The 25,747-nt window shown below is 71.5% G+C and carries 18 protein-coding genes; 13 read left to right on the top strand and 5 right to left on the bottom strand.

Annotation, left to right across the window (positions count from 1 at the left end; genetic code table 11):
• From OIM89_RS11530 to OIM89_RS11520, 3 genes are all read right to left on the bottom strand, one after another.
• The gene (locus tag OIM89_RS11530; protein ID WP_264491231.1) at positions 1–1,176 is read right to left on the bottom strand and encodes a restriction endonuclease subunit S; all 1,176 of its coding nucleotides are present in this window, start codon (positions 1,174–1,176) and stop codon (positions 1–3) included.
• Positions 1,173–3,182 carry a type I restriction-modification system subunit M gene (locus OIM89_RS11525; protein ID WP_151168406.1) on the bottom strand — a complete coding sequence of 670 codons (2,010 nt, stop codon included), beginning with the start codon at positions 3,180–3,182 and terminating at the stop codon, positions 1,173–1,175. The genes OIM89_RS11530 and OIM89_RS11525 overlap by 4 nt, the downstream gene beginning before the upstream one ends.
• A gap of 89 nt (positions 3,183–3,271) precedes the next feature.
• The gene (locus OIM89_RS11520) at positions 3,272–5,404 is read right to left on the bottom strand and encodes an N-6 DNA methylase (protein ID WP_264491230.1); all 2,133 of its coding nucleotides are present in this window, start codon (positions 5,402–5,404) and stop codon (positions 3,272–3,274) included.
• A 307-nt stretch (positions 5,405–5,711) separates the two neighbouring features.
• Here OIM89_RS11520 and OIM89_RS11515 point away from each other — a divergent pair, with 307 nt between their 5' ends.
• The 10 genes from OIM89_RS11515 to OIM89_RS11470 all read left to right on the top strand — a co-directional run bounded on the left by OIM89_RS11515 (position 5,712) and on the right by OIM89_RS11470 (position 20,493).
• Entirely contained in the window at positions 5,712–8,171 is a 2,460-nt protein-coding gene (locus tag OIM89_RS11515; protein WP_264491229.1) for an AAA family ATPase, read from the top strand.
• Entirely contained in the window at positions 8,168–8,542 is a 375-nt protein-coding gene (locus OIM89_RS11510; RefSeq protein WP_151168400.1) for a hypothetical protein, read from the top strand. Before OIM89_RS11515 ends, OIM89_RS11510 begins: the two co-directional genes overlap by 4 nt.
• A 92-nt stretch (positions 8,543–8,634) precedes the next feature.
• Positions 8,635–12,090, top strand: a complete 3,456-nt coding sequence (locus OIM89_RS11505) for an ATP-binding domain-containing protein (protein WP_264491228.1) — start codon at positions 8,635–8,637, stop codon at positions 12,088–12,090.
• A 414-nt stretch (positions 12,091–12,504) separates the two neighbouring features.
• Positions 12,505–13,017, top strand: coding sequence for a hypothetical protein (locus tag OIM89_RS11500; protein WP_264491227.1), 513 nt, complete (start codon positions 12,505–12,507; stop codon positions 13,015–13,017).
• Positions 13,018–13,024: 7 nt separating this feature from the next.
• Complete coding sequence (locus OIM89_RS11495) at positions 13,025–13,267, top strand: hypothetical protein (protein ID WP_030697835.1); 243 nt, start codon at positions 13,025–13,027, stop codon at positions 13,265–13,267.
• A gap of 317 nt (positions 13,268–13,584) precedes the next feature.
• Positions 13,585–14,970, top strand: coding sequence for a hypothetical protein (locus tag OIM89_RS11490; RefSeq protein WP_264491226.1), 1,386 nt, complete (start codon positions 13,585–13,587; stop codon positions 14,968–14,970).
• Positions 14,967–16,832, top strand: a complete 1,866-nt coding sequence (locus OIM89_RS11485) for a class II fructose-bisphosphate aldolase (RefSeq protein ID WP_264491225.1) — start codon at positions 14,967–14,969, stop codon at positions 16,830–16,832. The genes OIM89_RS11490 and OIM89_RS11485 overlap by 4 nt, the downstream gene beginning before the upstream one ends.
• Positions 16,829–17,350, top strand: a complete 522-nt coding sequence (locus tag OIM89_RS11480; protein ID WP_264491224.1) for a YbaK/EbsC family protein — start codon at positions 16,829–16,831, stop codon at positions 17,348–17,350. Before OIM89_RS11485 ends, OIM89_RS11480 begins: the two co-directional genes overlap by 4 nt.
• A 60-nt stretch (positions 17,351–17,410) precedes the next feature.
• Complete coding sequence (locus OIM89_RS11475) at positions 17,411–18,352, top strand: DMT family transporter (RefSeq protein ID WP_151168395.1); 942 nt, start codon at positions 17,411–17,413, stop codon at positions 18,350–18,352.
• Between the two features lie 53 nt (positions 18,353–18,405).
• Positions 18,406–20,493: a hypothetical protein gene (locus tag OIM89_RS11470; protein WP_264491223.1), complete on the top strand. Its 2,088-nt coding sequence runs from the start codon at positions 18,406–18,408 to the stop codon at positions 20,491–20,493.
• Here OIM89_RS11470 and OIM89_RS11465 read toward each other — a convergent pair.
• A complete protein-coding gene (locus OIM89_RS11465) occupies positions 20,481–22,127 on the bottom strand; it encodes a translation initiation factor 2 (RefSeq protein ID WP_319802338.1) in 1,647 nt (548 codons plus the stop codon). The two genes, OIM89_RS11470 and OIM89_RS11465, sit on opposite strands and share 13 nt — an antisense overlap.
• A gap of 348 nt (positions 22,128–22,475) precedes the next feature.
• Here OIM89_RS11465 and OIM89_RS11460 point away from each other — a divergent pair, with 348 nt between their 5' ends.
• A complete protein-coding gene (locus tag OIM89_RS11460) occupies positions 22,476–23,801 on the top strand; it encodes an SLC13 family permease (RefSeq protein WP_030697828.1) in 1,326 nt (441 codons plus the stop codon).
• Positions 23,802–23,910: 109 nt separating this feature from the next.
• Positions 23,911–24,411, top strand: coding sequence for a DUF5949 family protein (locus tag OIM89_RS11455; RefSeq protein ID WP_047142403.1), 501 nt, complete (start codon positions 23,911–23,913; stop codon positions 24,409–24,411).
• Positions 24,412–24,613: 202 nt separating this feature from the next.
• Here OIM89_RS11455 and OIM89_RS11450 read toward each other — a convergent pair whose 3' ends face one another.
• Positions 24,614–25,024: a rodlin gene (locus OIM89_RS11450; protein ID WP_030697826.1), complete on the bottom strand. Its 411-nt coding sequence runs from the start codon at positions 25,022–25,024 to the stop codon at positions 24,614–24,616.
• Between the two features lie 285 nt (positions 25,025–25,309).
• Between OIM89_RS11450 and OIM89_RS11445 the strand changes: the two genes are divergently transcribed.
• On the top strand, positions 25,310–25,720 hold the full coding sequence (locus OIM89_RS11445; RefSeq protein ID WP_030309946.1) for a rodlin: 411 nt from the start codon (positions 25,310–25,312) through the stop codon (positions 25,718–25,720).
• Positions 25,721–25,747: the final 27 nt, after the last annotated feature.

Genomic DNA, 25,747 nt, shown 5'->3' with positions numbered 1-25,747 from the left:
CTACGGGGTGACTCCGTCCGTTACGTTGCGTCCGCTGGCGGTGGATACGTCGAACTGGCCGGTTACGGCGGCGGTGATGAGGGCCTGGCGGCGTTCGGTGAGGAGCTGTTCCTGGTGATGCAGTCTGCGATACAGCAGGTCGAGAGTGCCGACCTTGGTGTCAAGTAGACGGACAATATCGTCCTGTTCTTCGCGAGCGATCGAGGGGATGGGGATTTGCCTCATGGCGCCCACGTTGAAATGCGCCTGGATGCTGCCGACGGAGTGCTCCTCGACGCGTGCGATCGCATAGGCCGAGTTCAAGACGTATTCCAGGTACTTAGGCGAGATCTTATTTCCGGGGCGCACCACGATGAGGTCGATGCAGTTCGCTCCGTTCAGCTCTGCTGGAACCACGGCTGCTGCACCTGCTTGGCCCGTGCGTACGACGACGACGTCGCCGGTGCTGAGCCGCGACTTCCGGTTCTCGGCGTGTCCCACAGGGCTGATCTGCACGAGATCGCCAGTGTGAATGGATCCGGGCTTGACGTTCAGGCCCCGCAGTGCTGGAGTCCCGCCGGTTTCCACGTACCACTTGGCCGGAGTGATCACGATGCCTACAGTCACCTCGGCCACCAGGTACTTCAAAGGCACCAGGGCGCCACTCGTCTGCGCGCGCTCAAGGCCCAGCATTGACTCAATGACCCGTTCCCGTTTAAGGCGCAGCAAATTGCGCATCTGGCGGCGCTTCAAGGCCAGATGGTCGATGCGAGCGGTCTCGGCATCAAGGAAGTCGGCGATGCGGTGCTGCTCCTCCATAGCAGGCGGGGCGGGAACCGGAACCCCGTAGGCTGCCTCGCGTGACAAACCGGGCACTCCCACATCCTGCGAGGAGCCGCGAAGATCGACAGCTTGTAGCACGTAGTAGAGCCATCGGAGGTTCGACGAGGTGAGGCGTTCATCGATGTAGTAAGCTGTATCGATCGCGAAGCCACCGGTATGCACCCAGTGGACAGACCCAAAACTTCCCTTCCTCCCCACCACAATGCCTGGCGCTTCAAAATTGCGGGCATGGTGGCTGCCGGAAATCCCTCCGGAGCCCACCACTGGGTAGTCGCCATCGATTCTTGTTTCCGACGCCAGCGAGTCTCCGTAGGCCATGCGTGTCACTCGGCGCAGCGGCACCATTTCCGTCATTTCGTCACCTCGCCCAAAAGCCCCTGGATCTCCGCCTCCAGCGACTTCAACTCCGCGTCGATTTCCGCCAGCGGCCTCGGCGGCGTGTACACGTAGAAATGCCGGGTGAACGGGATCTCGTAGCCGATCTTCGTCTTCGTGTGGTCGATCCAGGCGTCCGGGACGTGGGGCAACACCTCGCGCTTGAGGTAGTCCTCGACGTCCTCGCCGAGCGGGACGTTCTCAAAGTCCCGCAGGTCCGAGTCCGGCTCCGGGCCGCCCTTGATCTTCTGGACCTCGCCCTCGGGGTCCCGGACGCCGATCGACTCCCGTACCGCCTTCGCGAACGGGGCTCCCGACGGCCAGGTCAGGCCGGCCGCGACCACCGCGTCCTTGAGGGCGATGAACGCCTCGGACTTCGTCGTCCAGGACGAGCCGAGCAGGGTGCGTACCGCCGAGACGAACTCCTCGCTCCGCTCCAGTTTCGCCACCGGCTTGGCCTCGGCCAGCGCGGCCAGCGTCTCCTCCGTCACCTCGAAGCGGAGCTTCAGCGGCCGTTCGACGGTGATGCGCTGGTAGCCGAAGTCCTCGTTGGCGAAGATCTTGACCTTGCCGTGCAGGGGGTGCTGGGGGTCCTCGGCGACCTGGAGGGCCTCCGCGTACAGCCGGGTGATGTCGCCGATGTGGTCGGGGCGGCCGTTGGTCCCGTCGCCCAGTTCCTTGCGCTTGTCGCCGAGCGACTTGCGCATCTTCACCCACTGGTCGCGCGCGTCCAGCAGGACGACCTTGCCCTTGTGGTCGGCGTCCTTGCGGTTGGTGAGGATCCAGAAGTACGTCGAGATGCCGGTGTTGTAGAAGAGCTGGTCCGGGAGGGCGACGACCGCCTCCAGCCAGTCGTTCTCCAGGATCCAGCGGCGGATGTTGGACTCGCCGGACTCGGCCGCGCCGGTGAAGAGCGGGGAGCCGTTGAAGACGATGGCGACGCGGGAGCCGCCCCCGCCGTTGATGTCCACCGGCTTCATCTTCGAGATCATGTGCTGGAGGAAGAGCAGCGAGCCGTCGTTGATGCGTGGCAGGCCGGCACCGAAGCGGCCGGCGTCCCCGAGTGACTTGTACTCGTACTCGACGTCCTCCCTGACCTTCTTCCACTCGACGCCGAACGGCGGGTTGGCGAGGATGTAGTCGAACGCGCGGCGGGCGTGGCCGTCGTCGGAGAATGAGTTGCCGAAGCGGATGTTCTCCGGGTCCTGGCCCTTGATCATGAGGTCGGAGCGGCAGATCGCCCAGGATTCAGGGTTGAGCTCCTGCCCGTACACCTCGACCGTCGCGTCCGGGTTGAGCGCCTTGATGTGGTCGTCGGCGGCGCTGAGCATGCCGCCCGTGCCGCAGGCCGGGTCCATGACCGTACGGACGACACCGGGCAGGCTGAGGCCGTCCGCGTCGGGTGCCACCAGCAGGTTGACCATCAGCTTGATGACCTCGCGCGGGGTGAAGTGCTCACCCGCGGTCTCGTTGGACTGCTCGGCGAAGCGGCGGATCAGCTCCTCGAAGATGTAACCCATGTTGTGGTTGGGCACGACGTCGGGATGCAGGTCGAGGTCGGTGAACCTGCCGATGACCTGGTAGAGCAGATTCGCGCTGTCGAGCTTCCTGACCTGCTGGTTGAACTCGTACTTGTCCAAGACCTCGCGGGCGTTGTCGGAGAAGGCCCCCACGTAGATCTGGAGGTTCTTCGCCGCGTTCTGCGGGTCGGCCGCGATCTTCTTGAGGGTGAGGTCGCTCTTGTTGTAGAAGGAGTGGCCCGCGGCCTTGCGCAGGAAGTGGTCGGTGTCGATCTCCTGGCCCGCGAACCTGGTGACGGTCTCGGCGACCTTCTCGCGTGTCGGCTCCAAGACGCATTCCAGGCGGCGCAGCACGGTGAACGGCAGGATGACCTTGCCGTAGTCGGACTGCCGATAGTCACCGCGCAGGAGATCGGCGACGGACCAGGCGTGGTTCGCCAGCTCCGTGTGCTTGCTGCTGTTCAAGAGGTCCCGGCTTCCTTCCGAAGAGCGCCGCCCTGGTGTGGGACGGCAGAGATCCAGTGTGGTTGTGTGCGGGCGGATGTGTGGTGCTTTCAGGCGGAACCGCTGTCCGGCCGGTCCGTGGGTTTCGTGCCGTCCGGGACGTCCGGTGGCAGGAGTACGCCGGCGGTGAGACCGGTGGTCAGGGTGGCCGCCGTGTCGGCGGCGAGGTCGGCGGTCCGGCGGACGGCGGCGCGCAGTTCGTGCACACGGCGGAACGCCTCGCCGTAGCGCCGCTGTTCCTCCACGGGCAGCAGGGGTACGCGCAGCCGGCCCGGTGTGACATGCACCTGGGTGCTGCCGGTCGACGCCGAAGCGATGTTGTCCTCGGCGCCGAGGAACCCGGCGAGGAACCACGGGTCGAGACGGGCGGGATCGGGGCGCAGGAGGTGGATGTGCTGACCCAGCAGGGCTCCGGCGTCCCGGTCGTCGGCCACCCGGGTCATCGCGGCGGCGTCGCCGCCACCCGCGACGGCGCGTACGAGAACGTCGCCGGCGGCCACGGTTTGCGCGGCGTCCGCATGGATGTCGGCAGCCGTGCCGGACGGCGGGCTGCCGGCCGCGATGTCGCGGGCGGCGAGGACCGGCTGCTCCAGGGCGGGGGTGCTTGAGCCCTTGGAGCCTCGTGCGCCGGGCGTCGCCGCGCGTAGCACGGTCACGGCTCCGCCGCGCGCCAGGTCGGAGACGGTCGCCGTACGCCACTGACGAGCCGAGACCCCGGCAGGGCGCCACCCGCCGGAGGCGGCAGAGGCCGCCAGTCCGGCGACCTCCCCGGCCAGTTGCTCGTGCAGGTCGTCGACGCGGCGGGCCATGGCGGTCGGGTCGATGTCGGCCGCGGTCGCCCGGACATGGCGCGCCGGGGTGACGTCGACGACGTCGTCGAGCAGGTCGACGAACGGCACCGCACGGGCGACGCCGGGCTCGTCGGCGTAGGTGTCGGGAGCGCTGGTGAACGCGGCCCACTGGCCCAGGACCCGGTCGGTCAGCTCCCGCCAGTCGACGGAGGCGGCGGACGCCGTGCCCGGGGCACCGTCCCGCTGCTCGCTCTCCCCGTCGACGAACAACACCGTCGTCCGGTCGGTGCCGCCCAGCTCGGGCCGTTGAAGCACCCAGATCTGCAGGCCGATGTGGAGCGGGTACGCGGCACGGGCCGGGAGGGAGACGACGGCGCGCAGGGCTCCGCCGCGGATGAGTTCCGCGCGGACGCGCCGGCCGGAGGAGCGGAAGGCGAGCGCGGGCGGGAGGAGCATGACCGCGTGGCCCCCGGGCTCCAGGTGCGCGAGGGCGTGCTGGACCCAGGCCAGTTCGGACTCGAAGCGTGGCGGAAGTCCGTACGCCCACCTCGGGTCGTAGGCCAGCTCGTCGTGACCCCAGTCCCGGTCGGCGAACGGCGGGTTGCACAGGACGGAGTCCACGGTGACGTCGGGGAAGGCGTCGTCGCGCAGGCTGTCGCCGACACGGATCGCCGTCTCGGCCTCGGGCGCGGCGAGCAGCAGCCGGACCGCGGTGCGCCGGCCCTGGACGGGAAGCGAGTCCTGCCCGAACAGCTCCCGCGCGCCCTGCCGGGCGGCGGCGGCCAGGAGGGTGCCGCTGCCGCAGGCGGGATCAAGGACGCGGGTGGAGTCGGGGGGCAGGAGCCGTGCCATGAGCAGGGCGAGCTCCTCCGGTGTCTGGTAGACGCCGCTGGCGGCCTCCTCGTCCAGTTCACGTTCGGCGAGAACGTCGACGGCTGCCTGGGGTCCCGCCTCACGGAGGCAGCCCAGCAGCGCGCGGACCGCGTCCGCCTCGTCCGGACCGAAGCGGACCCTCTCGGCCTCGGGCACGGTGGCCGAGAGCTCGTCCGCGCTCTTCGCCGCCCGGGCGATCAACTGGTCGTCGGGGAGCGCGGCGAGGTCGGCGAGCTCCTCCGGTGTGTGGCGGGACGCGGCAGCCGCCAGCGGGAACAGGCGCGCGGCCACTCCCGAGCCGGGCCCCCGCAGCCGGAGCGCTGTGCGCAGTTCCTCGGCCGGGGAGGCTGCGGAGGTGTGCCCGCGTCCCCGCAGCCATGTCTGGACGGCCGACAGATCGTAGAGCGGGCTGGTCTCCGTGCCCGCGCTGGGAGCGGGGAAGTCCTCGTGGCGGCGGCGCCAGTTGCTGACGGTGGCGCGTGTGACCCCCGCGATACGGGAGATTTCGGCGGCCGTCACATGCGCTGAGGGCGCTGGTCGGGCTGGTGGCTGCTGGGGCATGGCGTGGGGTTCCGCACCTCTCGGGCCCGTCGGTCAGGGATGGTTAACACACTACAACGGTCGTCAAATCAGTCACGACGTTTGACGATGCTTTCAGTGACATGCTTATCTAGTCACGGTTCCGAGTGGAAGCGTGGCTCTGGCTGCGTTGCCCCACTGTGGAAGCCCCCACCCGACGCGCCTGCCGCCGTCATCCGCACCGATCGCGCGCCGGTGTCCGGCCCATCCTCCGAACAAGCGCCATCCGGCTCCCGGGAGACAGCACATGACCGTGACGGAACAGCCCCAGCAGAACGCGGACGAGCCCACCGGCCCCCTCGCGCAGAACCCTGTCGGCCAGACCCTGTCCTTGGCCGGTCTGGTGCGGGCCCGGCTGGGTGAGGCGTCACTCCCCGAGCCGGTGAAGGCGCTTGTGAGGGAGGCGCTGGGCGAGAACGAGGCGCGGGGGACCTCCCCGCTCGCCCGCGTCTACCTCGACTCCGTAGCCGTCAACGGCTTCCGCGGCATCGGCCCGCGCGCCCGGCTGGCCCTCAGCCCCCGCCCGGGTGTCAACCTCGTCGTGGGCCGTAACGGTTCCGGCAAGTCCAGCCTCGCCGACGCCATCGAGGTCGGCTTCACCGGCACCCGGGCCCACCGGCCGGGCCAGGACGCCACGGGCGGCGGCCACTGGGCCAACCTCCACAACGCCGAAAACCCCAAGATCGAGCTGAAGCTCGCGATCGAGGGTGACACCGGCCCCAGTACCCTCACCCGCGCTTGGACGAGCGAGGAGTTCGGCAGCTCCGAAGCCAGCTTCAGGCGACCCGGTCACGGCACCGTCCCCGTGGCCGACGCCGGCTGGGGCACGGCTCTCGCCGATCACCGGCCGTTCCTCTCCTACACCGACCTGGACCTCATGCTCACCGGCAAGCCGTCGCAGCGGTACGACGCGATCGCCACCATCCTCGGCACGGAGTTGCTGTCCAGCGCGATCAGCGGGCTGAGTGCGCGTGAGAAGGCGCTCGCCGGAACGGCGAAGGAGACGCGGGACGCCTTGCCGGGCCTGAAAGAGGCCCTTTACGCGCTGGAGGACGACGACCGCGCCGTGCAGGCCCTGCTCGCTGTGGACACCCCGGGGGCCCCGGACCTCGACGTCATCGACGCGCTCGTCGTCGGCCTCCCTCCGGCCGACGCGGGCCGACTCGCGGAGCTTCGGATCGAGGCCGGGGTGAAGGGGCCCGACCTGGTGGAGGTCGGGCAGGCCGTCGAGCGGCTGCGGAAGGCCGTCGCCGACGTGGAGGACCTTCGCGGTACCGACGCCGAGAACGCGCAGCTGCGTGCCGACCTCCTGGAGAGGGCCCTCGCCCACGCCGACCGGCACCCCGACGGCGACGTCTGCCCGGCGTGCGGGACGGAGCGGGCGCTGGGACGGGAGTGGTACGAACGTGCTTCCCGGCAGGTGGCGGAGCTGCGCCGGGAGGCGAAGACCGCCCATGACGCGCATGCCGCCCTGGAGGCGGGGACGCGGCACCTGCACCACCTCGTTGAACGTCCGGCCGGTATCCCTGACTCCCTTGCCGAACCGTGGGCGAGGTGGGTCGACTGCCGGAAGATCACCGATCCCGGCGAGCTCGTCCGCGCCGCCGAGGAGGCTGCCACGGTCCTCGCCGACGCCTGCGAAACCGTCAGGAGGCACGCGGCCCGCGAACTGGAGACGCGCGACGAGCGGTGGCGCGCGCTCGTCACCCGGCTCGCCGCCTGGGCGGACAAGGCTCGCCGGACGGAGCGGGACAAGCTCCTGCTGGCCGACCTCCGCAAGGCGGTGAAGTGGCTCAAGGAACTGGCGGCCGAGCTGCGGGACCAGCGCATGAAGCACTTCACCGACGCCACACAGGGCATCTGGGAGTGCCTGCGCCAGGAGAGCAACGTGGACCTCACGGACGTGGGCCTGAAGGGCAGCGAGAAGGCCAGCGTCCGCAAGCTCGTCATGGCGGCTTCCGTCGACGGCCAGGACGCCCCCGCGCTCGACGTCATGAGCCAGGGGGAGCTGCACTCCCTCGCGCTCTCCCTCTTCCTGCCGAGGGCCACGACCGCGGACAGCCCGTTCGGCTTCCTCCTCATCGATGACCCCGTGCAGTCGATGGACCCGACCAAGGTGCACGGACTTGCCCAGGTGCTGCACGAGATGGGCCGGCACCGGCAGATCGTCGTGTTCACCCACGACCCTCGTCTGCAGAAGGCATTCACCGACCAGGAACTGCCGGCCGCGGTCTTCCAGGTGACGCGGGGTGAGGGGTCTCGCGTGAAGGTCGCCTGCATCGACGACCCGGTCGCGCAGGCGATCGGCGACGCCCGGGCCATCGCTGCCACCCGGGGCCTTCCCTCCGGGACGTACAGCCACGTGCTGCCCGGTCTGTGCCGCATCGCCCTGGAGAACGCCTTCCTGGAGGCCGCGTGGATCCGCCACCACCGCACCGGCGGATCGGAACACGACCTCCAGGTCGCGATCGACAGCGCGGAGAGGTTCCAGGAGGTCGCGGCCTTCGCCCTCTTCGGAGACGTGAGCCGCAGTAGCGACGTCAAGGAGGAGGTGCGCCGCCGCTACGGAAGCCCGGCATGCTCCCTGATCCAGCAGTGCCAGAAGGGAGCCCATCCCCACGGCGCCTCGATCCCCGACCCCCACCGCTTCGTCACGGAGGTCGAGAACCTGGCGCAGAAGATCCGCAAGCCGGAGGTGACCGCATGATCACCGCCCCTCCCGTTTCCGTCGAAGGTCTGCTGCTGACCGCCGACCGCCTCCTCGACGGTGAACTCGCCGAGGCCACCACCGCCGGCCGGCACCGCGGCGCCTGCCTCGCGCTGCGGACCGCGCTGGAGATCCGCGTCAACCGGGTGCTGGAAGCCGCGATGCCCGGGCTGTCCCGCACCACGGGGCGCGCCAAGCTGCTCCTCCTGCACTCCGTCGTGCCGGCGGAGACGGCACGACGGGCGAAGGCCCTCTGGTCCCAGCTGAGTCTGGGGTGCCACTACCACCTGTACGAGCTCGGACCCACGTACGACCAGGTACGGGCCTGGCGGACAGAGATCGACGACCTCGTCCGAGAACTGGTCCACTGACTGTTCGTCACCGTCCGGTTTCTGATAATTGTTTCAGCGGGAACGGGCCGGTGCCCGTTGCGGTGCCGTTCGGCATTGCGGGGAGGAAGCACATGAGCACCACCACGCGGGACGAGATCCTCGCCGGCGAGCAGCGTGCGGTGGACCACGCGTACGACTGCTACACCACCAAGCTGGCCGAACTGAGCGGTACTTCGGCCGCCACCGCCTCCGCGAGCGGCAAGGACGGCATCGCCAACCGGGCCGACGCGGAGGCGCGGGCCGAAGCCTACGGAGGACTGGGCGACGAGGCGCTGGTCTTCGCCCGGGTCGATGCGCCGGAGGACCCGGGAGGAGAGCCCCGGCCCTGGTACATCGGGCGTCGTGGGGTGAAGGACAGCCTCAACGACCCGGTGGTGGTGTTGTGGACCAGCCCGCTGGCGAAGACCTGGATCGAGACCCGGCCCGAGGACCCGGGCGAGGTCGTCCTGCGCCGGCAGCTCCGCTGTGTCCAGCGGGTCGTGGAGAGCTACTTCGACGAGATCTCCGCCCTGCCGAAGGCCGCTGCCCCGCCCCCGGCCGTGCCGCCGCCCGCGCCCGTGGCCGTACCGGAGCCGCGTCAGGCCGCCGACGACGGCGCGGCACAGGAGGCGGACGCGGCCCCCGCCCCGGAGCCCACGCCGTCCCCCGCCCCGGAGTCCACGCCGGTCCCCACCCCGCCCCCCACCCCCGGTGACGTCGTACGGCGGCAGCGGCGCAAGGCGCTCCAGCCGGACGACTTCCTGCTGCGGGAGCTCCAGCGGTCGCGCGGTGGCCGGATGCGGGACATCGTCGAGACCATCCGCCGCGACCAGATGGAGCTGGTGACCAATGCTCCGTCGGACATCCTCGTCGTGCAGGGCGGCCCTGGTACCGGCAAGTCGGCGGTCGGTCTCCACCGGGTGACCTGGCTCGTCAACAACGAGCACTTCAAGGCCCAGGACATCCTCGTCATCGGCCCTCACCAGCGGTTCCTCGACTACGTCGGGCAGGTGCTGCCCACCCTCGGCACCCGGGACGTCAACGCCGTCCAGCTGGACCGGCTGTGGGAGGGCGAGGTCAGCGGCGCCGACTCCCCGAAGGCCCGCCTCGTGAAGTCGGACGAACGCATGGCGGCCGTTCTGCGGCGTCGCGTCGAGAGCGACTACCGTCCCGAGGCTCTCGATTCCGTCACCGCCGCCCCCTCGTTCCAGGGTGACGAACCCGGGATCGTCGTCAACGCCGGCAGTACGACCCTGCGCGTGCCGAAGTCCGTGGTCCTCGGCCTCCTGGAGCAGGCTCACGCCGGTGACGGGCCCTTCCGGGAGCGGCGCGACCGTTTCCGGGGGCTTCTCGTCGACCGGCTCCTCCAGGAACTCGCCGACATCGCGCCCCGTCGCGGGCAGACCGGCACGATCCGTCGCGACCTGGAACGCAACCGCAGGGTCGAGCGCCTCCTCGAACGCGTCTGGCCGTCCCCCGGCCCCCGGGAGGCGCTGCGCAGCCTCTACGACTCGGCGGACCTGCTGCGGGAGTGCGCCGAAGGCATCCTCGACGCGGACGAGCAGGCCGCCCTGCTGCGCGCCCGCGCCGCCACCGCCGACGCCGATCCGTGGACCCTCGACGACCACGTCTGCCTCGAAGAGCTGCGCCTGCTGATCAGTGGCGAGACCCCACCGCGCTACGGCCACATCGTGGTGGACGAGGCCCAGGACCTCACCCCCATGCAGGCCCGTTCCCTGCGGCGGCGCTCTGCCGTGGGCGGCTCCATGACCGTCCTCGGAGACCTCGCCCAGGCCACGGGCGCCCACATCCCGGCCGGCTGGGACCTGCTCGGGGCTCTCCTCTCCGACCACGGCGACTGGAACGTCGCCCAGCTCACCACCAGCTACCGCGTTCCCGCCGAGATCATGGAGTTCGTCGCCCCGCTCGCCAGGGAGATCGCCCCGGACCTGCCCGGTCCCCGCGCCGTCCGTGAGGCGGGAGCGGACGCCGTGCGCACGGTGGCGACCGAGCCGTGGAAGCTGCTCGACGACACCGTCGCCCACGTGGCGCGACTCGTGCGGACCAGCGACGGCAGCACCCCCCGGTCGGTCGCCGTCATCGTCCCGGACGACTCGGACTGGCTGGACGCCATCAGCCGCCGGATCGACGAGGGCGGCGACATCGCCGAGCCGTACCGCGAGGCCGTGTCCGTGCTGGCGGCGACCCAGGCGAAGGGCATGGAGTACGACCACGTCCTGGTCGTCGAGCCCGCCACCCTCGCGGAACGCGGCCCCGCCGGGCTGCGCCAGCTGTACGTGGCCCTCACCCGGAGCACCCAGAGCCTGACCGTGCTGCACACCGCCGCGCTGCCGGCGGCCCTCGTAGGCTCCGGGGGCGCCGAGGACACGGTGGCACCGGCTGCCGGTCCGCAGGGTGGCGAGGCGGAACGGCTGCCCCGGATCGGCACCGACGTACGGGTCGAGGTCGTGGGCCGCGCCCCCGGCGGCCGCTACAAGGTCAAGCCGTTGTCGCCGGCGCTCGACAGACCGCTTGTCCTCAACGTCCGCCACGGATCGGTTCCCCCACAGCACGGTGAGACGCTGGACTGCTGGGTGTTCGCGAACGAGACCGCCCAGACCGTGCTCACCGCCGACCAGCGAGGACGTTCGCCCGTCTCGGAGCGGATGGCGGGGCGTTACCTCGCCGCGCTGGAGGTACTGGGCGAGCTGGCCGGCGGCGACGGTGACGTCGACGTCGACGTCACCGAGGCCCGTGGCCGCCTCTCCGAACTCCAGGGCATGGCCAACCGCATCCTCCGGCGTGACCAGGCCGACTGGGTCGACGTCCTCCACCTGTTCGGTGATCCGGACCGCGAGCGACTCGGCGTTCTCCGCGACCTGGCCGCTACGGCCAACCGCGCGCTCAAGGAGGGCACCTTCGACTCCGGCCGGCTCGCGGAGGCGCTGGACGCCTCCGGCTGGGCAGGGCCCCTGGCCGAAGCACGACGACAGCTTCAGGAGCGCTTCGGCACGGAGAGGAAGCCGAACTCCGACGCCGCGGCCCCTGTCGCCTCGACGCCCCCCGATCAGAAGGATGAAGCGCAGATGACCACCGCGGACACCACCGCTGCACCACCGGCTGCGACCACGAAAGACGGCTTTCACCGAGCTTTGGAAGCGGCTGCCGATGCCGATCGCATGTGCAAGAAGCACGAAGCGGTCCGCCACGCGCTGAAGTCGTCTCTCCTCTGGGCGGACCTCCAGCCGGCCGACTCCCCGGTCATCGACGTCAGTTGCGTCACCGAGCGAGGCCTTTACCTCTACGAGGCTCTGGGAGCAGGCCGATCCACCTACGCGGACCTGCGATCGGGTGCCACCCGTCTGCTGGAGATCAACCACACGCTGCCCGCGCCGGCGGAAGGTCTCTACCTTGCCCTCTCCGAACCACCCGCCGAGGAGTGGTCCGTGGACACCATCCGCCAGGTTTTCCGTGTCAATGTCATCTGGCGCAGCCCGGCCGGCTGGGGCGGTGAGAACGCGGACACCGCCTTTGGCCATCCGGTCTGAGCGATCATCAGTAGTTTTTAGCGCAGTGCATTCCTGTGCCTGCTGGAGCAGTCGAAGCATGCGGAGGAGTGGCGCCTGATGACCTGCTGGCTCCGGCAACAAGGAGCGCAACTCGAAGCGCCCAAAAAGAGAGGTAGGGGCCGCCAAGAGAGGTAGGGGCCGCCGCCGATATTTTCTTTCTCGAGCCCGGGCTGCCGCAGCCTCCGCCGCCGTTGAATGAGCGAGCTGGCGCGTCGGGCGGCCTTATGGCGCATTCGATCTGATCTTGCAGTGATCACACTCCTGTAGATCCCCTGGAGGCAGGACTCGCCGGTGAGGCTCGGAGGCGTGACCGCGAACCCCCTGGTCAGCGCGTCAGCCCTTGATCACTCGGTGTGGTGAATCGCCTCACCGGCCAGAACCATGATCGCACCGATGGGGTTTTACGACCGCCAAAGCACTCCATCGGAAGGGGCCCGGTTCGTGGCCACACAGTTTGTATCCAGGTTCGTCACGGCGATGGCCGTCGCCGGCGCGCTCGTAGTGACGAGCTCCTCACAGGCGCTGGCCGGGGCGGTGGGGTCTGCTCCCGTCCAGACCTTCGAGTACAGCGTGGGCGGGGCGACGATGAAGGTCCCCACCGGCTGCATGTTCTCCCACATCATCCGGGGCAAGGGGAAGAAGATCACCTACCAGAACGCAGGCGTCGACTGTGCGTTCGTGGGGGCTCTCGGCAGTGGGTTCTGCAATTGGCGGATCGACTTCACATACGCCGACACCAACAACAGGACGTACCGGACATCCCGGGGCGCCACGCACGCCAAATGCAAGATCGATCCCATGCGGGACAACTCTCCGCAGACCCTGCCTCGTTACGGCAAGGCGTGCGCCCATCTCCATGTCAACGGTGTGCGGCGTGTGAGCCAGTGTCACCACATCACGAAGTGAGTTCCTCATGAGCCACCAACAGCAACAGGGGCAGGACGAGGCGTGGAGGGTGCGGCGGCGGCAGGCCGGGATCCTCGCCTTCGTCGTGGGCCTCGTCGGCGCGCTCGCGTTTTTCGCCTTCTTTCCCGGACTTCCGCACGTCATCGACTGGGGGGCCATCGTTGTCTCCCTCGCCGTGGGGGCGTTGGCGCGCTGGGCCTGTCAGGCGTGGATGACGAGGAGGCGGGGCGAGCTCATGTCGGGGCGGTGACGGGTTCGGTCGTTCACTGGCGGAGTGGGGGTTGGCCGAATCTGGCGGCCCCCCTTCCCCCCGCTCGTATATTGCTCGGGCGGCACTGGCCTGCGGAGGGGTTCTCGCGGCCGGGGTCACGGGGGAAACGCGTAAGAGATCTTGAGCGGCTGTGGACCGGCCTGTTCCGGTGTGTGGCTCCGCACAGTGTCGTGCGGCGGTGGTGGTGCTTCCCCCTTTCCACGTCTTTTCCTTCTGGGTTCTTTTCGACATGCGACGGGGGTCGTTCCATGCGTGTGGCAGAACAAGATCGTGGTGCAGGGCCGAAGCCGGAGGCCGTGGGGCTTGAGGCGGTGGAGGCCGAGGTGGAGGCCATCGTCGAGGACGCGGCCGGTGCCGAGGGGGTGTGGGTGGACGACCGGGTGGCGCAGGTGCTGGAGCGGCTGGCCTCGGACTTCGTGCTCGACAACACCTACCGGGAGCAGCACCTCAGCCTCACCGCCAGCGAGAACTACCCGAGCAAGCTGGTGCGGATGCTCGGGGCCGGACTCCAGGGCGGGTTCTACGAGTTCGCGCCGCCGTACCCGGCCGAGGCTGGCGAGTGGGCGTTCCCGGACTCGGGGGCCAACGCCTCCCTGGTCGGGAAGCTGACCGGGATCGGGCGGCAGCTCTTCGAGGCGGCCACCTTCGACTGGCGGCCCAACGGCGGCTCGGTGGCCGAGCAGGCGGTACTGCTGGGGAGCTGCGGGCGCGGCGACGGGTTCGTGCACTTCGCGCACAAGGACGGCGGGCACTTCGCGCTGGAGTCGCTGGCGGGGGCTGCGGGGATCAACACGTACCACCTGCCGATGGTCGACCGGACCTTGCTGATCGACGTGGACCGGCTGGCCACGCTCTGCGCGGAGCATCCGGAGATCAAGCTGGTCATCCTCGACCAGTCGTTCAAGCTGCGCTGGCAGCCGCTGGCGCAGATCAGGGCCGCGCTGCCCGAGGGGGTCTTCCTCGCCTACGACGCCAGTCACGACGGGGCCCTGATCGCGGGCGGGGCGCTGCCGCAGCCGACGTTGCTGGGCGCGGACGCCGTGCACGGCAACACGCACAAGACGATCGCCGGGCCGCAGAAGGCGTACATCGCCTTCCGGGACGCCGAGCACCCCAAGCTCAAGGCGGTCTCGGACTGGGTGTGCCCGCAGATGCAGTCCAACTCCCACGCGGAGCTGATCGCGCCCATGTACGTGGCGTTGTCGGAGGTCGCCCTGTACGGGCACGCGTACGCGCGGCAGATCCTCGCCAACGCGCAGGCGCTCGCGCACGGACTGCACGAGGAAGGGGTGCGGGTCTCCGGGGAGTCGTTCGGGTTCACCGAGACGCATCAGGTGCACGTCGTCACGGGGTCGGCCGCCGACGCGCTGCGGCTCTCCCTGGGGGAGCTGGCCCGGGCCGGTATCCGCACCACCAACATCGAGGTGCCCGGCGCCAACGGGCTGCACGGTCTGCGGCTCGGCGTGCAGGCGATGACCCGGCGCGGGCTGCGGGAGCCGCAGATGCGGGAGGTGGCCCGGCTGGTGGCCAAGGTGGTGCTGCGGCGGGCCGAGCCCGCGGCGGTCCGTGCCGAGGTCGCCGACCTGCTCCAGCACCACCCCCTGGACCGGCTGGCGTACTCCTTCGACTCCTACGTCGACTCGCCGGCCGCCGCCCGCCTCCTGGGAGAGGTGTTCCGGTGAGCACAGCCAGCAAGGCGAGCGCCGTGATCCCGCCGTTGCCGCCCGGGGTGCGTGAGGCCGTCGCCCGGCCGCGGCGTGCGGATGCGGAGGTGCAGCACGCCGTCGTCGCGGCCGAGGTGTGGCACACCCCGTGGGCCAGGCCGCTGCTGGAACGGCTCGGGCTGCGGACCGTCATCGCCGACGAACGGCTCTCCTGCGAACGGGTGCTGGAGACGCTGGCCGCCCAGTCGGTGGCCTTCGTCTGCGAGGAACTCCCGGTCAGCGGGCCGGCCGCGACGGCCTGGGCGGCAGGCAGGACCGAGGCGCTGCGGCGCGGCGACCCGCTGCTCGGCGTGGTCTTCATGGTCGAGGACCGGCGCGCGCTGGACCCCCGCGCGCTGGGCCCGCTGGTCCGCACCCTGGCCCCCGGCGACACCGGCCTGCCCGGCTTCGTCGACGAGGTGCGGCGCGTACGGCACGAGTACCACTGGGAGCTGCGGAACCGGCGGCCCGCCGCGCCCCCGGCCGGGGAGGCGGTGGCGCCGCCCGCCCGGTGGAGCGGGGCCGTGCCGAACTTCAACGTGAAGCACCCGTCGATGCTGCTGCCGTACGCCCTGCTCTCGGCGCGTACCGGCCGCGAGGTCTACTGCGAGATCTCGCCGCAGGAGGCGTTGCTGTTCGTCGCGGACAGTCTGGGCCGGGGGCCGGCGGCCGCCGTCGGGGAGGTCTTCCGGTCGCTGCGGCAGGACGTGGACCGGCTCAACACCGTCGCCGGGTCCCGGCTGCGGCTGCACCTGGACCACGCGGACGACTACGAGGTGATCCAGGCCGCCTGCGAGGCCGGGTTCGACTCGGTGATGGTCGACGGGTCCGGGCGGACGCTCCACCAGAACGTGGTGTTCACCAACGCCGCCACCGAACTGGCGCGGCGCCACGGGGTGCTGGTCGAGGGCGAGATCGGCTCCATCGACGGGGCCGGGCTGCGGAAGCGGAACAAGACGACTCCCGGTGACTTCGCCCGGTTCGTCGAGCAGACCGACCTCGATCTGGTGGGGGCGCACGTCGGCCAGTTCCACAGCTTCGACTACGGCTTCGCCGCCACCCGGCGGGCGCTCGCCGACGTCGCCCTGCTGGACGACCGGGCCACCGGCGACGACCTGCACGCCTTCGCCGAGGCGTGCGCGCGCGTCGAGCGGCGCCTCACCGGCGCGGGGCTGCCCGGGTACGCGGCCGAGCACCGGCTGGTGGCCGCGCTGGCCCGCCGGGCCCTGGCGGCGGGCGACGGGCAGGAGGCCGGGCCGGCGCTGGAGACCGTGTTCCGTGAGGCCCGGGAGCGGGTCCCGGCGTTCCAGCGGCCGCTGATCGACCTGCTGGAACGGGAGTGGCTGGAGTGCCGGCTCGCCAAGTCCCGGCGCAAGAGCGAACTGTGGGACGAGGTCTTCACCACCGAGCCGGCCCGCGAACACCGGTACGCGACGGTCGACCACGGGCTCGTCCACGCCCTCACCACCACCCTGGCCGGAAGCGGCCGCGCCCTGGTCGTGCACGGCGGCACCTCGATCTCGCGGACCGACCTCGCCACCCTGGCCGCCCAGGGCGTCGCCCGCGTCAACTTCGGCAGCGCCGTCTACACCGACTACCTCGACGCGCTCGGCGCCCACCTGCCGGGCGACCTCGACCCGGTCGACAACCCGCCCGTGGGTGAAGGGACTTGGAGGCACGTGCGCCGCATGTCGTACCTTGCCGAGGCGACCCGCGACTGGCGGTCCTGGACCCACGCCCCGCCGTCCTTCGTGGACACCTTCGTCAGCAGGCTGGAGCGGCGCTACGCGGCCCCGCTCCGCGACCGTACGCCCCGAGAGGCCCTGGGAGGCCGCAGTTGAGTCCCTTCGAGCAGATCACCGACCTCCTCGACCGCGAGAAGGCCGTCTACCGCGTGGTCGAGCACCCCGCCGAGGGCCGCTCCGAGGAGGTGTCGGCGGTGCGCGGCACCACGGTGTCGCAGGGCGCGAAGGCGCTCGTGTGCCGGGTGAAGGGCATCGAGGCACCGGGCGTGCTCGCCGTGCTGGCGGGTGACCGGCGGGCCGACCTGAAGAAGGTGGTGGCCGCCGTCGGGGGCAGGAAGGGCGGCTTCGCCCCCTCCGAACTGGCCGAGCAGCTCACCGGCTGCGTGGTCGGCGCCATCCCGCCGCTGCCGCTCTCCGCCGCCCTGCCGGTCGTCGTGGACGAGGAGTTCCTCGCCGCCCACGAGGAGATCGCCTTCAACGCGGGACGGCTCGACCGGTCGGTGGTCATGGTCACGGCGGACTACGTACGGATCGTGGCGCCCGCGGTGGCACCCATCGCAGCCCCCGCGGCACCGGCGGCCCCCGCGACTCCGGCCGCGGCCACCGCCGAGTAGGCACCGGAACCGGACAGCGGTACGGGAAGACAGCGGTTCGAGAAAAGGGGGGATGCCGCCGTGCGCGTACGCGTCGGGGCCCAGTTCGTCGCGCTCGCCTGCGCGTGGGGGTCGAGCTTCCTGTTCATCAAGATCGGGCTGGAGGGGCTGACGCCCGCCCAGGTGGTGTGGGGCAGGCTGGTGCTGGGCGCGGTGGCGCTCTGCGTCGTCATGGCGGTGACCCGTGGCCGGATTCCCCGGGACCCGGGGGTCTGGCTGCGGCTCTCGGTCGTCTCCGTGCTGCTCTGCGTCGTCCCGTTCCTGCTCTTCTCCTGGGCCGAGCAGCACCTCGACTCCGGCATGGCGAGCATCCTCAACGCCACCACCCCGCTGCTGACCCTCGCGGTCGGCGCGGTCGCGCCGGCGGGGGAGCGGCTGGGCCGGCGCGGTACGGCCGGGCTCCTCGCCGGGTTCGCCGGGGTGCTGGTGCTGATCGGGCCGGGCGGCCTGGCCGGCGGGCAGCTCACCGCCGTCCTCGCCTGCCTCGGCGCCACCTCCTGCTACGGGGTCGCCTTCGTCCACCTGCGCCGGTACGTCACCCCGCTCGGGCTGCCCGCGGTCAGCGTCGCCTTCGTCCAGGTCGTCATCGGCGCCGCCCTCATGCTGGCGGCCACCCCCTGGCTGGCGGAGCCCGCGCCCCGCATCGACGCGCGGATCGCCGTCGCCATGGTGGCCCTGGGCGCCCTGAGCACCGGCCTCGCCTACCTCTGGAACGCCAACATCGTCCAGGCCTGGGGCGCGGTCAACGCCTCCGCGGTCACCTACCTCACCCCGGTCGTCGGCGTCACCGCCGGCGTTCTCCTCCTCGGCGAAGAGCTGACGTGGAACCAGCCGCTGGGGGCGGCCCTGGTCGTCGCGGGGATCGTGGCGGCGCACGGGAGCCCGGTCCGGGAACGGCGTACGCGGGGGAAGAGGGAGACGGCCACGCCGGTCGCGGAGGCCGGGGCGGGGCGGCCGGGCTGACCGGTCTGGCGCTTCTTGCTGGCCGATCGTGGGCGAGGCAATACTGTGGGTTCATGGCGGACGAGACGCGCAACCACCTGGACGGGCGGGCTCACGTCGTCGTCCAGAGCGGCCGGATCGAGCAGTTGCACCAGCACATCGGCGGCGGCCCGGAGGCGGACACAGCGGTGCCGTTCCAACTGCCGCCCCCCAGGCACCGGTTCGCGAACCGGGTGGCCGAGCAGGAACGCATCCGGCGGGCCGTGGAGGACCACGCGCCGCAGGCCGGGCCGCTGGTGGCGCTGCTGACCGGGATCGGCGGGGTCGGCAAGACCGCGCTCGGCTTCCACGTCGCCCGCCACCTCGCCGGCCGCTACCCGGACGGCGTCCTCCACGTCGACCTCGACGACCACCGCCGCGAGGGCACCGTCGAGCTGGCCGAGGCGGTCGGGGAGATGCTGGCCGGGCTCAGGGTGGAGAAGGAGTGGCGGGAGCGCTCGTTCGCCGCCCGGGTCAAGCAGCTGTGGACCCTCACCCGCGACAAACAGCTCGTCGTGGTCATCGACAACGCCCGCTTCGGCAGCGAGGTCGCGCCCCTGCTGCCCGCCTCCGACCGCAGCCTGGCCCTCGTCACCAGCCAGGGCACGCTGTACGACCTGGACGTGGCGGCGGTGGAGGTGCCCCTCGGCCCGCTGCCCGCGCCGGACGCCGTGGAACTGCTGCGCCACCTGGTCGACGATCCGCGGCTCGCGGCCGAACCGGAGGCCCTGGCCGACCTCGTCGAGGGCTGCGCCGGTCTGCCCGCGGCGCTGCTGGTGGCCGGACACTGGGTGCGCAAGTACCGGCGGCGGCCCCTGTCGCGGCTGGTCGGGGAACTCACCGCCGAGCTGCGCGAGAAGGGCCTGCCCATGGTCGAGGCCGTGTGGGACGCCGCCTACGAGGGCCTGGACGGCGAGGCGGCCCGGCTGTACCGGCTGCTGCCCCTGCTCCCGGCCCCGGTGATCGGCGAGGAGCCCGCCGCCGCCCTGCTGGGGTGCGGGTACGACGAGGCGGCCGACCTGCTGGAGGAGTTGCGGCGCGCCGGGCTGCTCGACGAGGGCGTCGACGGCTGGCGGATGCACGACCTGCTGCGCGGTCACGCCGAGCGCAGGCTGCGCCAGGCCGACCCGGCGGGCGCCGAGCGCGACCAGGCACTCGCCGCGCTGATCCGCTGGTACCGGCGGCAGGCGGCGCGCGCGGACCGTACCGCCGCCGGGTCCCGGATGACCTTCGCCCCACAGCCCGGCCCCACCGAGGACGGCGCCGGCGACCTCCTCTTCGAGGACAAGGCGCACGCCCTGCGGTGGCTGGAGCGGCACCGGGCGGCGCTGTCCGGCTGCGTGCGGCTGGCCTTCGACGCGGGGCGGTACGAGGACGCGTGGGGCCTGTGCGAACCGCTGTGGACGCACTACCTGGACCACCCGCACCCCGGGGAGGTCCTGGCGGCCTTCCGCACCGGGGTGGAGGCCGCCGACCGTACGGAGTTCCTGCCGGCGATGGTCCGGATGCGGTGCCAGCTGGCCCGGCCGCTCTGGGAGGCGGGACGCCACGAGGAGGCGGCGCGCCAGCTCGGGCAGGCGGTGCACGCCGCGCAGGCCCTCGGCACGAGCTTCGAGGAGGCCCGGCTGCGGGCCTCGGCCCTGGAGTTCCAGGGACTGCTGAAGGCGGAGACGGGCGATCTGACCGGCGCCGTCGCCGACTTCACCGCCTCCCGGGAGATCCACGCGCGGATCGGCAACGCCTACGGCGTGCTGCTCCTGACCCACCAGGAGGGCAAGGTGGCCTTGCGGCGCGGGGAGAGCCAGGAAGCGGTCGGGCTGCTGGAGCGGGCGCACGCGGCCGCCGTCGAGCAGGGGCGGGAGCGGATGGCCGCCCGCACCGGCTTCGAGCTGGGGCGCGCCCTGCGGGCGGTGGGCCGGCTCCAGGAGGCGGACGCGCTCGTGGTGGCCGCTCTGGAGAGTGCCCGCCGACGGGGTTCGGCCACCGAAGAGGTGCGCGCGCTCGGGGAGCTGGCCGAGCTGGCCGAGGCGCTGGGCGAGGCCGGGCGGGCCGAGGAGTACCGGGCGGAGGCGGGGCGCATCGTGGCGCTCCAGGGCGGTCTGCCCGCGCCTCACACCTCGTAGTCGAGGTCCCGTTCCTCGGCGGGCGCCAGGTGGACGCGGACCGCCACCGGCCCGGTGTCGCACAGCAGGGTCTGCGGTGCGCCGGGCGGCGGTCCGGCCGCCAGCCAGGCGTGGACGGCGCTGACCACGGCGGTCGGGTCGGCGTGGCGGGAGCGGCCCTGTTCCCGGTGGGGCTCGGTGGTCGCGGTGAGCGGGGCGCGGCCTCGCGGGTGGAGCAGGAGACGGTCCCAGGTGAGGATCGCGGCGGCGGTCCGGCAGCCGGGCATCTCGTCCAGCGCCGCAGCCGTCCAGCCGGACGCCGTCCACGCCGCGTGATGGCCGGTCAGGGGCCGGGGGCGCGCGTGGTGCCACAGCACCGCCGCGCTCTGGAGCGGGCCGGGGCCGGCCGCGGGGTGTTCGGCGGCCAGGTGGTGGACGCGCTCGGGGGTGTCCGGCGGGAAGCGGTGCACGGTGACGCGGTCGCCGGAGACCTCGGTGCGTACGGCGAAGACGGCCGGCCGCTGGGGGCGGGTGGTGGGTACCGGGAAGACCGGGGCGTCGACGACCCGGGTGGCGGGCGGGCGCAGGCCCAGCAGGTGGTAGAGGTGGCCGCGGAGCAGGGTCAGTGCCTTGCCCTGGTGGGCGAAGGCGTGGGCGGCGGGGCCGCGCGGGTCGGTGGCGCGGGCCGCCTCCAGGGCGGCGGGCAGGTCGCGGGCGGCCGCCAGGTGGGGGGTCTCGGCGAGCAGGCGGGCCATGGGGCTGTGCGGGACCAGTTCGTGGCCGCCGTCGTAGGCGCCGATGACCGGGCGGCCCAGCGCGGCGGCGTACAGGCCGGTCGAGCCGTGGTCGGTGACCACCGCGTCGGCGGCGACCAGCAGCGCGGCCCACTCCTCGTGCGGGCGGGCCAGGACCAGGCCCGCGCGCAGCGCCGGGGCCATCCAGCGGGCGAGGTCGAAACCGCCGGTCCGGCTGTGGGCGTTGGGGTGCAGGACCAGCGCGACCTGGTAGGCGTCGTGGGGCAGGAGAGCCAGCAGTTCGGCGGCGAGCCCGGGGCGGCGGGCGACCAGTGATTCGGGGCCCCAGGTCGAGGAGAGGACGACCAGGTGGCGCGGGCCGGTGCCGAGGGCCGCGCGGTACTCCTCGCGGGCGGGCAGGGAGCGCAGCAGGCGGTCGGCGGTGGGGTCGCCGACGACGACGGCGGGGCGGGCCTCGGGGCAGTGCCGGGCCAGCCGCAGCGCCTGCTCCTCGTGGGCCAGGGCGTGCAGGTCGGCCCAGGGCTTGCCGTCGGCCAGCAGGTGGACGGGGTCCAGTCCCGAGGGCACGTCCGCCGAGCCCTCGTCGTCGAGCGCCTTGCCGAACCCGGCGCCGTGCGGCAGGAGCGCCCGGGGTCCGGGCAGCAGGTGCAGGTCGCCCTTGGGGCTGGCGGTGAGGACGAGGTCGTGCCGGGTGGCGCAGGCTTCCCGCCAGGGCATCGTGCGGGCCCCGGTGCGGTCCAGCGCGGTCAGCGCGTCGACGTCGAAGCGGGAGCCGGGGACCAGGGTGAAGCGGACCCGGACGCGGTCGTCGCCGTCGAAGACCGGCAGCACGTCCAGCAGCCGGTGGAGCGCCACCGCCGAACGGATCGCGACCAGCACGCCCCGCTGCCGGCCCGCCACCGCCCGCCTCCGGGTGACGGGGGAGCGGGGGGCGCGCCCGGGGGCGTCGTACGGGTCGGGGGAGGCCGGCTGCGGCATGGTCCCGATCGTATCCAGGCGCCCGCGCGTGCGCCCCGCTGACCGGCGCTCGGTACGCATGGGGCCCACCCCGTACCCCCGCCTCCGGGTTTGGGGGTGACTCAGGGCGGGATATGGGTGCCGACACCCATGGTGCGGGTCGCGGGGTGCGGGTGAGTGTGGGGGGAACCGACATGGGCATGACCCGTTCCGCCTCGTCGGGCGTGCTGGGCAGTTCCTGTTCCGTTCTGGTCGGGGTGGGGGGAGCGGGGGACAGGCGGGGGTGTTGTCGTGGGGGTCACGAGCTGGCTGGCCGTGGCGGTGTTCGTCGGCGCGTACGTCCTCATAGCCACCGAGAAGGTGCACCGGGTGACGGTGGCGCTGGGCGGCGCCGTCCTCATGCTGCTGATCGGGGCGACCAGCCCCGAACACGCCTTCTTCTCGGAGCACGAGGGCATCGACTGGAACGTCATCGTCCTGCTGCTCGGCATGATGCTGATCGTCGCCGTGCTGCAACACACCGGCGTCTTCGAGTACGTCGCGGTGTGGGCCGTCAAACGCGCCAAGGGCGAGCCCTACCGGCTGATGGTGCTGCTGATCCTGGCGACGGCCGTGCCGTCCCCCTGGTTCGACAACGTGACCACGGTGCTGCTGATGGCGCCCGTGACCATCTCGGTCTGCGTACGGCTCGGTCTGCCCGTCGTCCCCTACCTCATCGCCGAGGTGATGGCCTGCAACATCGGCGGCGCCGCCACCCTCATCGGCGACCCGCCCAACATCATCATCGGCGCCCGCGCCGGACTGTCGTTCAACGACTTCCTGCTCCACATGACGCCGATCGTGGTGGTGCTGATCGCCCTGCTCTGCGTGCTGGTCCGCTTCCTCTTCCGCTCCGCCTTCCGCTACGACCCCGAACGGGCGCGGGCCGCGCTGGAGCTGGACGAGAAAGAGATGATCCGCAACCCGCGGCTGCTGTGGGTCTGCGGGGTGGTGATCACGATCGTGATGGCCTGCTTCGTCCTGCACACCTGGCTCCACCTGGAGCCCTCCGTGGTCGCCATCACCGGCGGTCTGCTGCTGCTGGGCCTCTCCCGGCTCAAGATCGTCGCCAAGCTCGACACCGGCGAGGTCGTCAAGGAGGTCGAGTGGGAGACGCTGGCCTTCTTCGCGGGCCTGTTCGTCATGGTCGGCGCGATGGTGCAGACCGGGGTCATCGCCGACATCGGCAAGGCCGCGGCCGACGCCGCCGGGGGCGAGCTGCTCAGTACCTCGATGGTGCTGCTGGTCGGCTCGGTGGTGCCCTCCGCCGTCATCGACAACATCCCGTTCGTGGCCTCGGTCAGCCCGATCGTCGAGGAGATCGTCGCGGCCTCCGGCGGCACGGGCGAGGCCGGGGTGCTGTGGTGGGCCTTCGCCCTCGGCGCCGACCTCGGCGGCAACGCCACGATCATCGCCTCCTCCGCCAACGTCGTGGTGGTCGGCATCGCCGCCCGCCACGGACACCACATCTCCTTCTGGAAGTTCAGCAAGTACGGCCTCGTGGTGACCGCCCTCTCCATCGCGGTGGCCGCGCTCTACGTCTGGCTGCGGTACTTCGTCCTCGGCTGGCCCGCGTGACGCTCCGCCCGCCGGTGTCCCCGTACGGGCTACAAGGGCGGCCCGGCGCTGGGCCGTTCGGGTGACGCGGGGTGTCCGGCCGGTCCGGGCGCCCCTAGGGTCCGGGGCTATGACCTCTGCTACCTCAGCCACCGGAACCCCGCTCGACCCGAGCCACCTCGGCACCATCACGGTGATCGCCTGGGCCGGGGAGAACGTCAACGACGGACAGGACATGCCCTTCCTGCTGGCCTACTCCCTCGGCGACGGGGCGGCCGGCCCCGAGGCGGGCGAGGTGGCCGTGGCGGCCCTGCTGGAGCGCTCGGCGCTGCCGGTCGGCGGCGGGCTCGTCGACGGCTCGGCCTCCAGCGTCCCCGTGTCGGTCCTCGTCACCGGCAACAGCGCGACCCTGACGGTGCAGCACCTCAACGCCAACTGCGTGGTGCCGCCGGAGTGGACCGACGCGGCGCACGCCCGGGGCCAGGTCTACTTCATGTTCACCACCAAGCCCTGGCCGCAGGCCGCGCCGGGGGTGCCGGTGGAGGAGGAGGCCCTGAAGGGGTTCATCGGCGACGAGGACGTGATCATGGCCTCGGCCCACTGCCTGGTACCGGTCAGCACCCTGCGCTGAGCGCGCGCCCCGCACCTTTTCGTCGGCGCACCGGAATTCCCGGTGCGCCGATTTCTCGTTCCCGTTCCCGTATTCGCCGGACGTGCGGGAAAAGGGGAGGGGAAGGGGAATCACACGGAATGCGGCGGTGGGAAAAGCAGAGCAGACCCCGCCGTGCGGCGGGGTCTGCTCCGGTGTCGCGTCCCGGCGAGCGGGGGACGGCTCAGCTGTTGCCGGCGCCGTTGCCCGAGAGGACCGGGATGTTGCTCAGGATGTGCGAGAGCGGCTCGTCACCCTTGGTCTGGGTGGAGTTCTCGACACACTGCTGCTGCTGCGGCGAGGACAGGATGTCCAGGTCCTGGACCGCGACCGGCACCAGGCCGACGAGCGAACCGACGTTGGCGTCGATCGGCACACCGACGCAGGGCTTGTTCAGGGAGCCCTGAACCAGGCCGAGCTGCGGGCTCTGGTCGCCGGCGATCGAGGTGTTGCCGTAGGTCTGCTCGGCACCGTTGCCGCTCAGCGACGTGTGGCCGCCGTCGTCGCCGATGGCCATCGCCGGAGCGGCCGCGGCGGCGCCCGCACCCAGGATGGAGACGGCGACGGCAGCGGTAGCCATGACCTTCTTGATCACAGTGATTCCTCTTTCCGAATGGAGTGCCCCGGGGGTGAGGCGCTCTGAACAACTCGTCGCCATCGGGGAGGTTATGCCTGTTCGGGCGGTGTCACTCCAATGGTGGGGGAGGGGGTGCGGAATGCTGTGATTATCGGAGTCGGCGGCCGAATTCGGGAAATAGGGGAGAAGGTGTGAGCGGCCCCTTCCGTTCGAGTGAACGGCCGTCACCAATGACGGAGTGGCGAGTTGTCCAGAGAGCGCGGGGAGCACGACCCGTGCACATCGGACGAAGAGGAAAAGCAGATGCTGAAGAAGATGATGGTCTCCGCGGCCGTGGCCGCTTCCGCGATCGGTATGGGGGCCGCCACCGCCGCTCCGGCGATGGCCATCGGCGACGACAACGGCCACACCTCGCTGAGCGGCAACGGCGCGGAGCAGTACTACGGCAACTCCTCCACCTCCGGTGACATGAGCCCGCAGATCGGCCTCATCCAGGGCTCGTTCAACAAGCCGTGCATCGGCCTGCCCGCCGACGCCAACGTCGGTTCGCTGGTCGGCCTCGTGCCGGTCTCCGTCCAGGACATCCCGATCCTGTCGTCGCCGCAGCAGCAGCAGTGCGTCGAGAACTCCACCCAGACCAAGGGTGACGAGCCGCTCTCGCACCTCCTGAGCAACATCCCGATCCTCTCGGGCAACGGCGCCGGCAACAGCTGACGCGCCCCGCCCGGCTCCCGGGCCCGC

The organism is Streptomyces sp. BI87 (genome assembly GCF_025957665.1).
GTDB lineage: Bacteria > Actinomycetota > Actinomycetes > Streptomycetales > Streptomycetaceae > Streptomyces > Streptomyces albidoflavus.
Note: the sequence above shows the minus strand (reverse complement) of the source record. Positions and strands in the feature narration are given on the sequence as shown.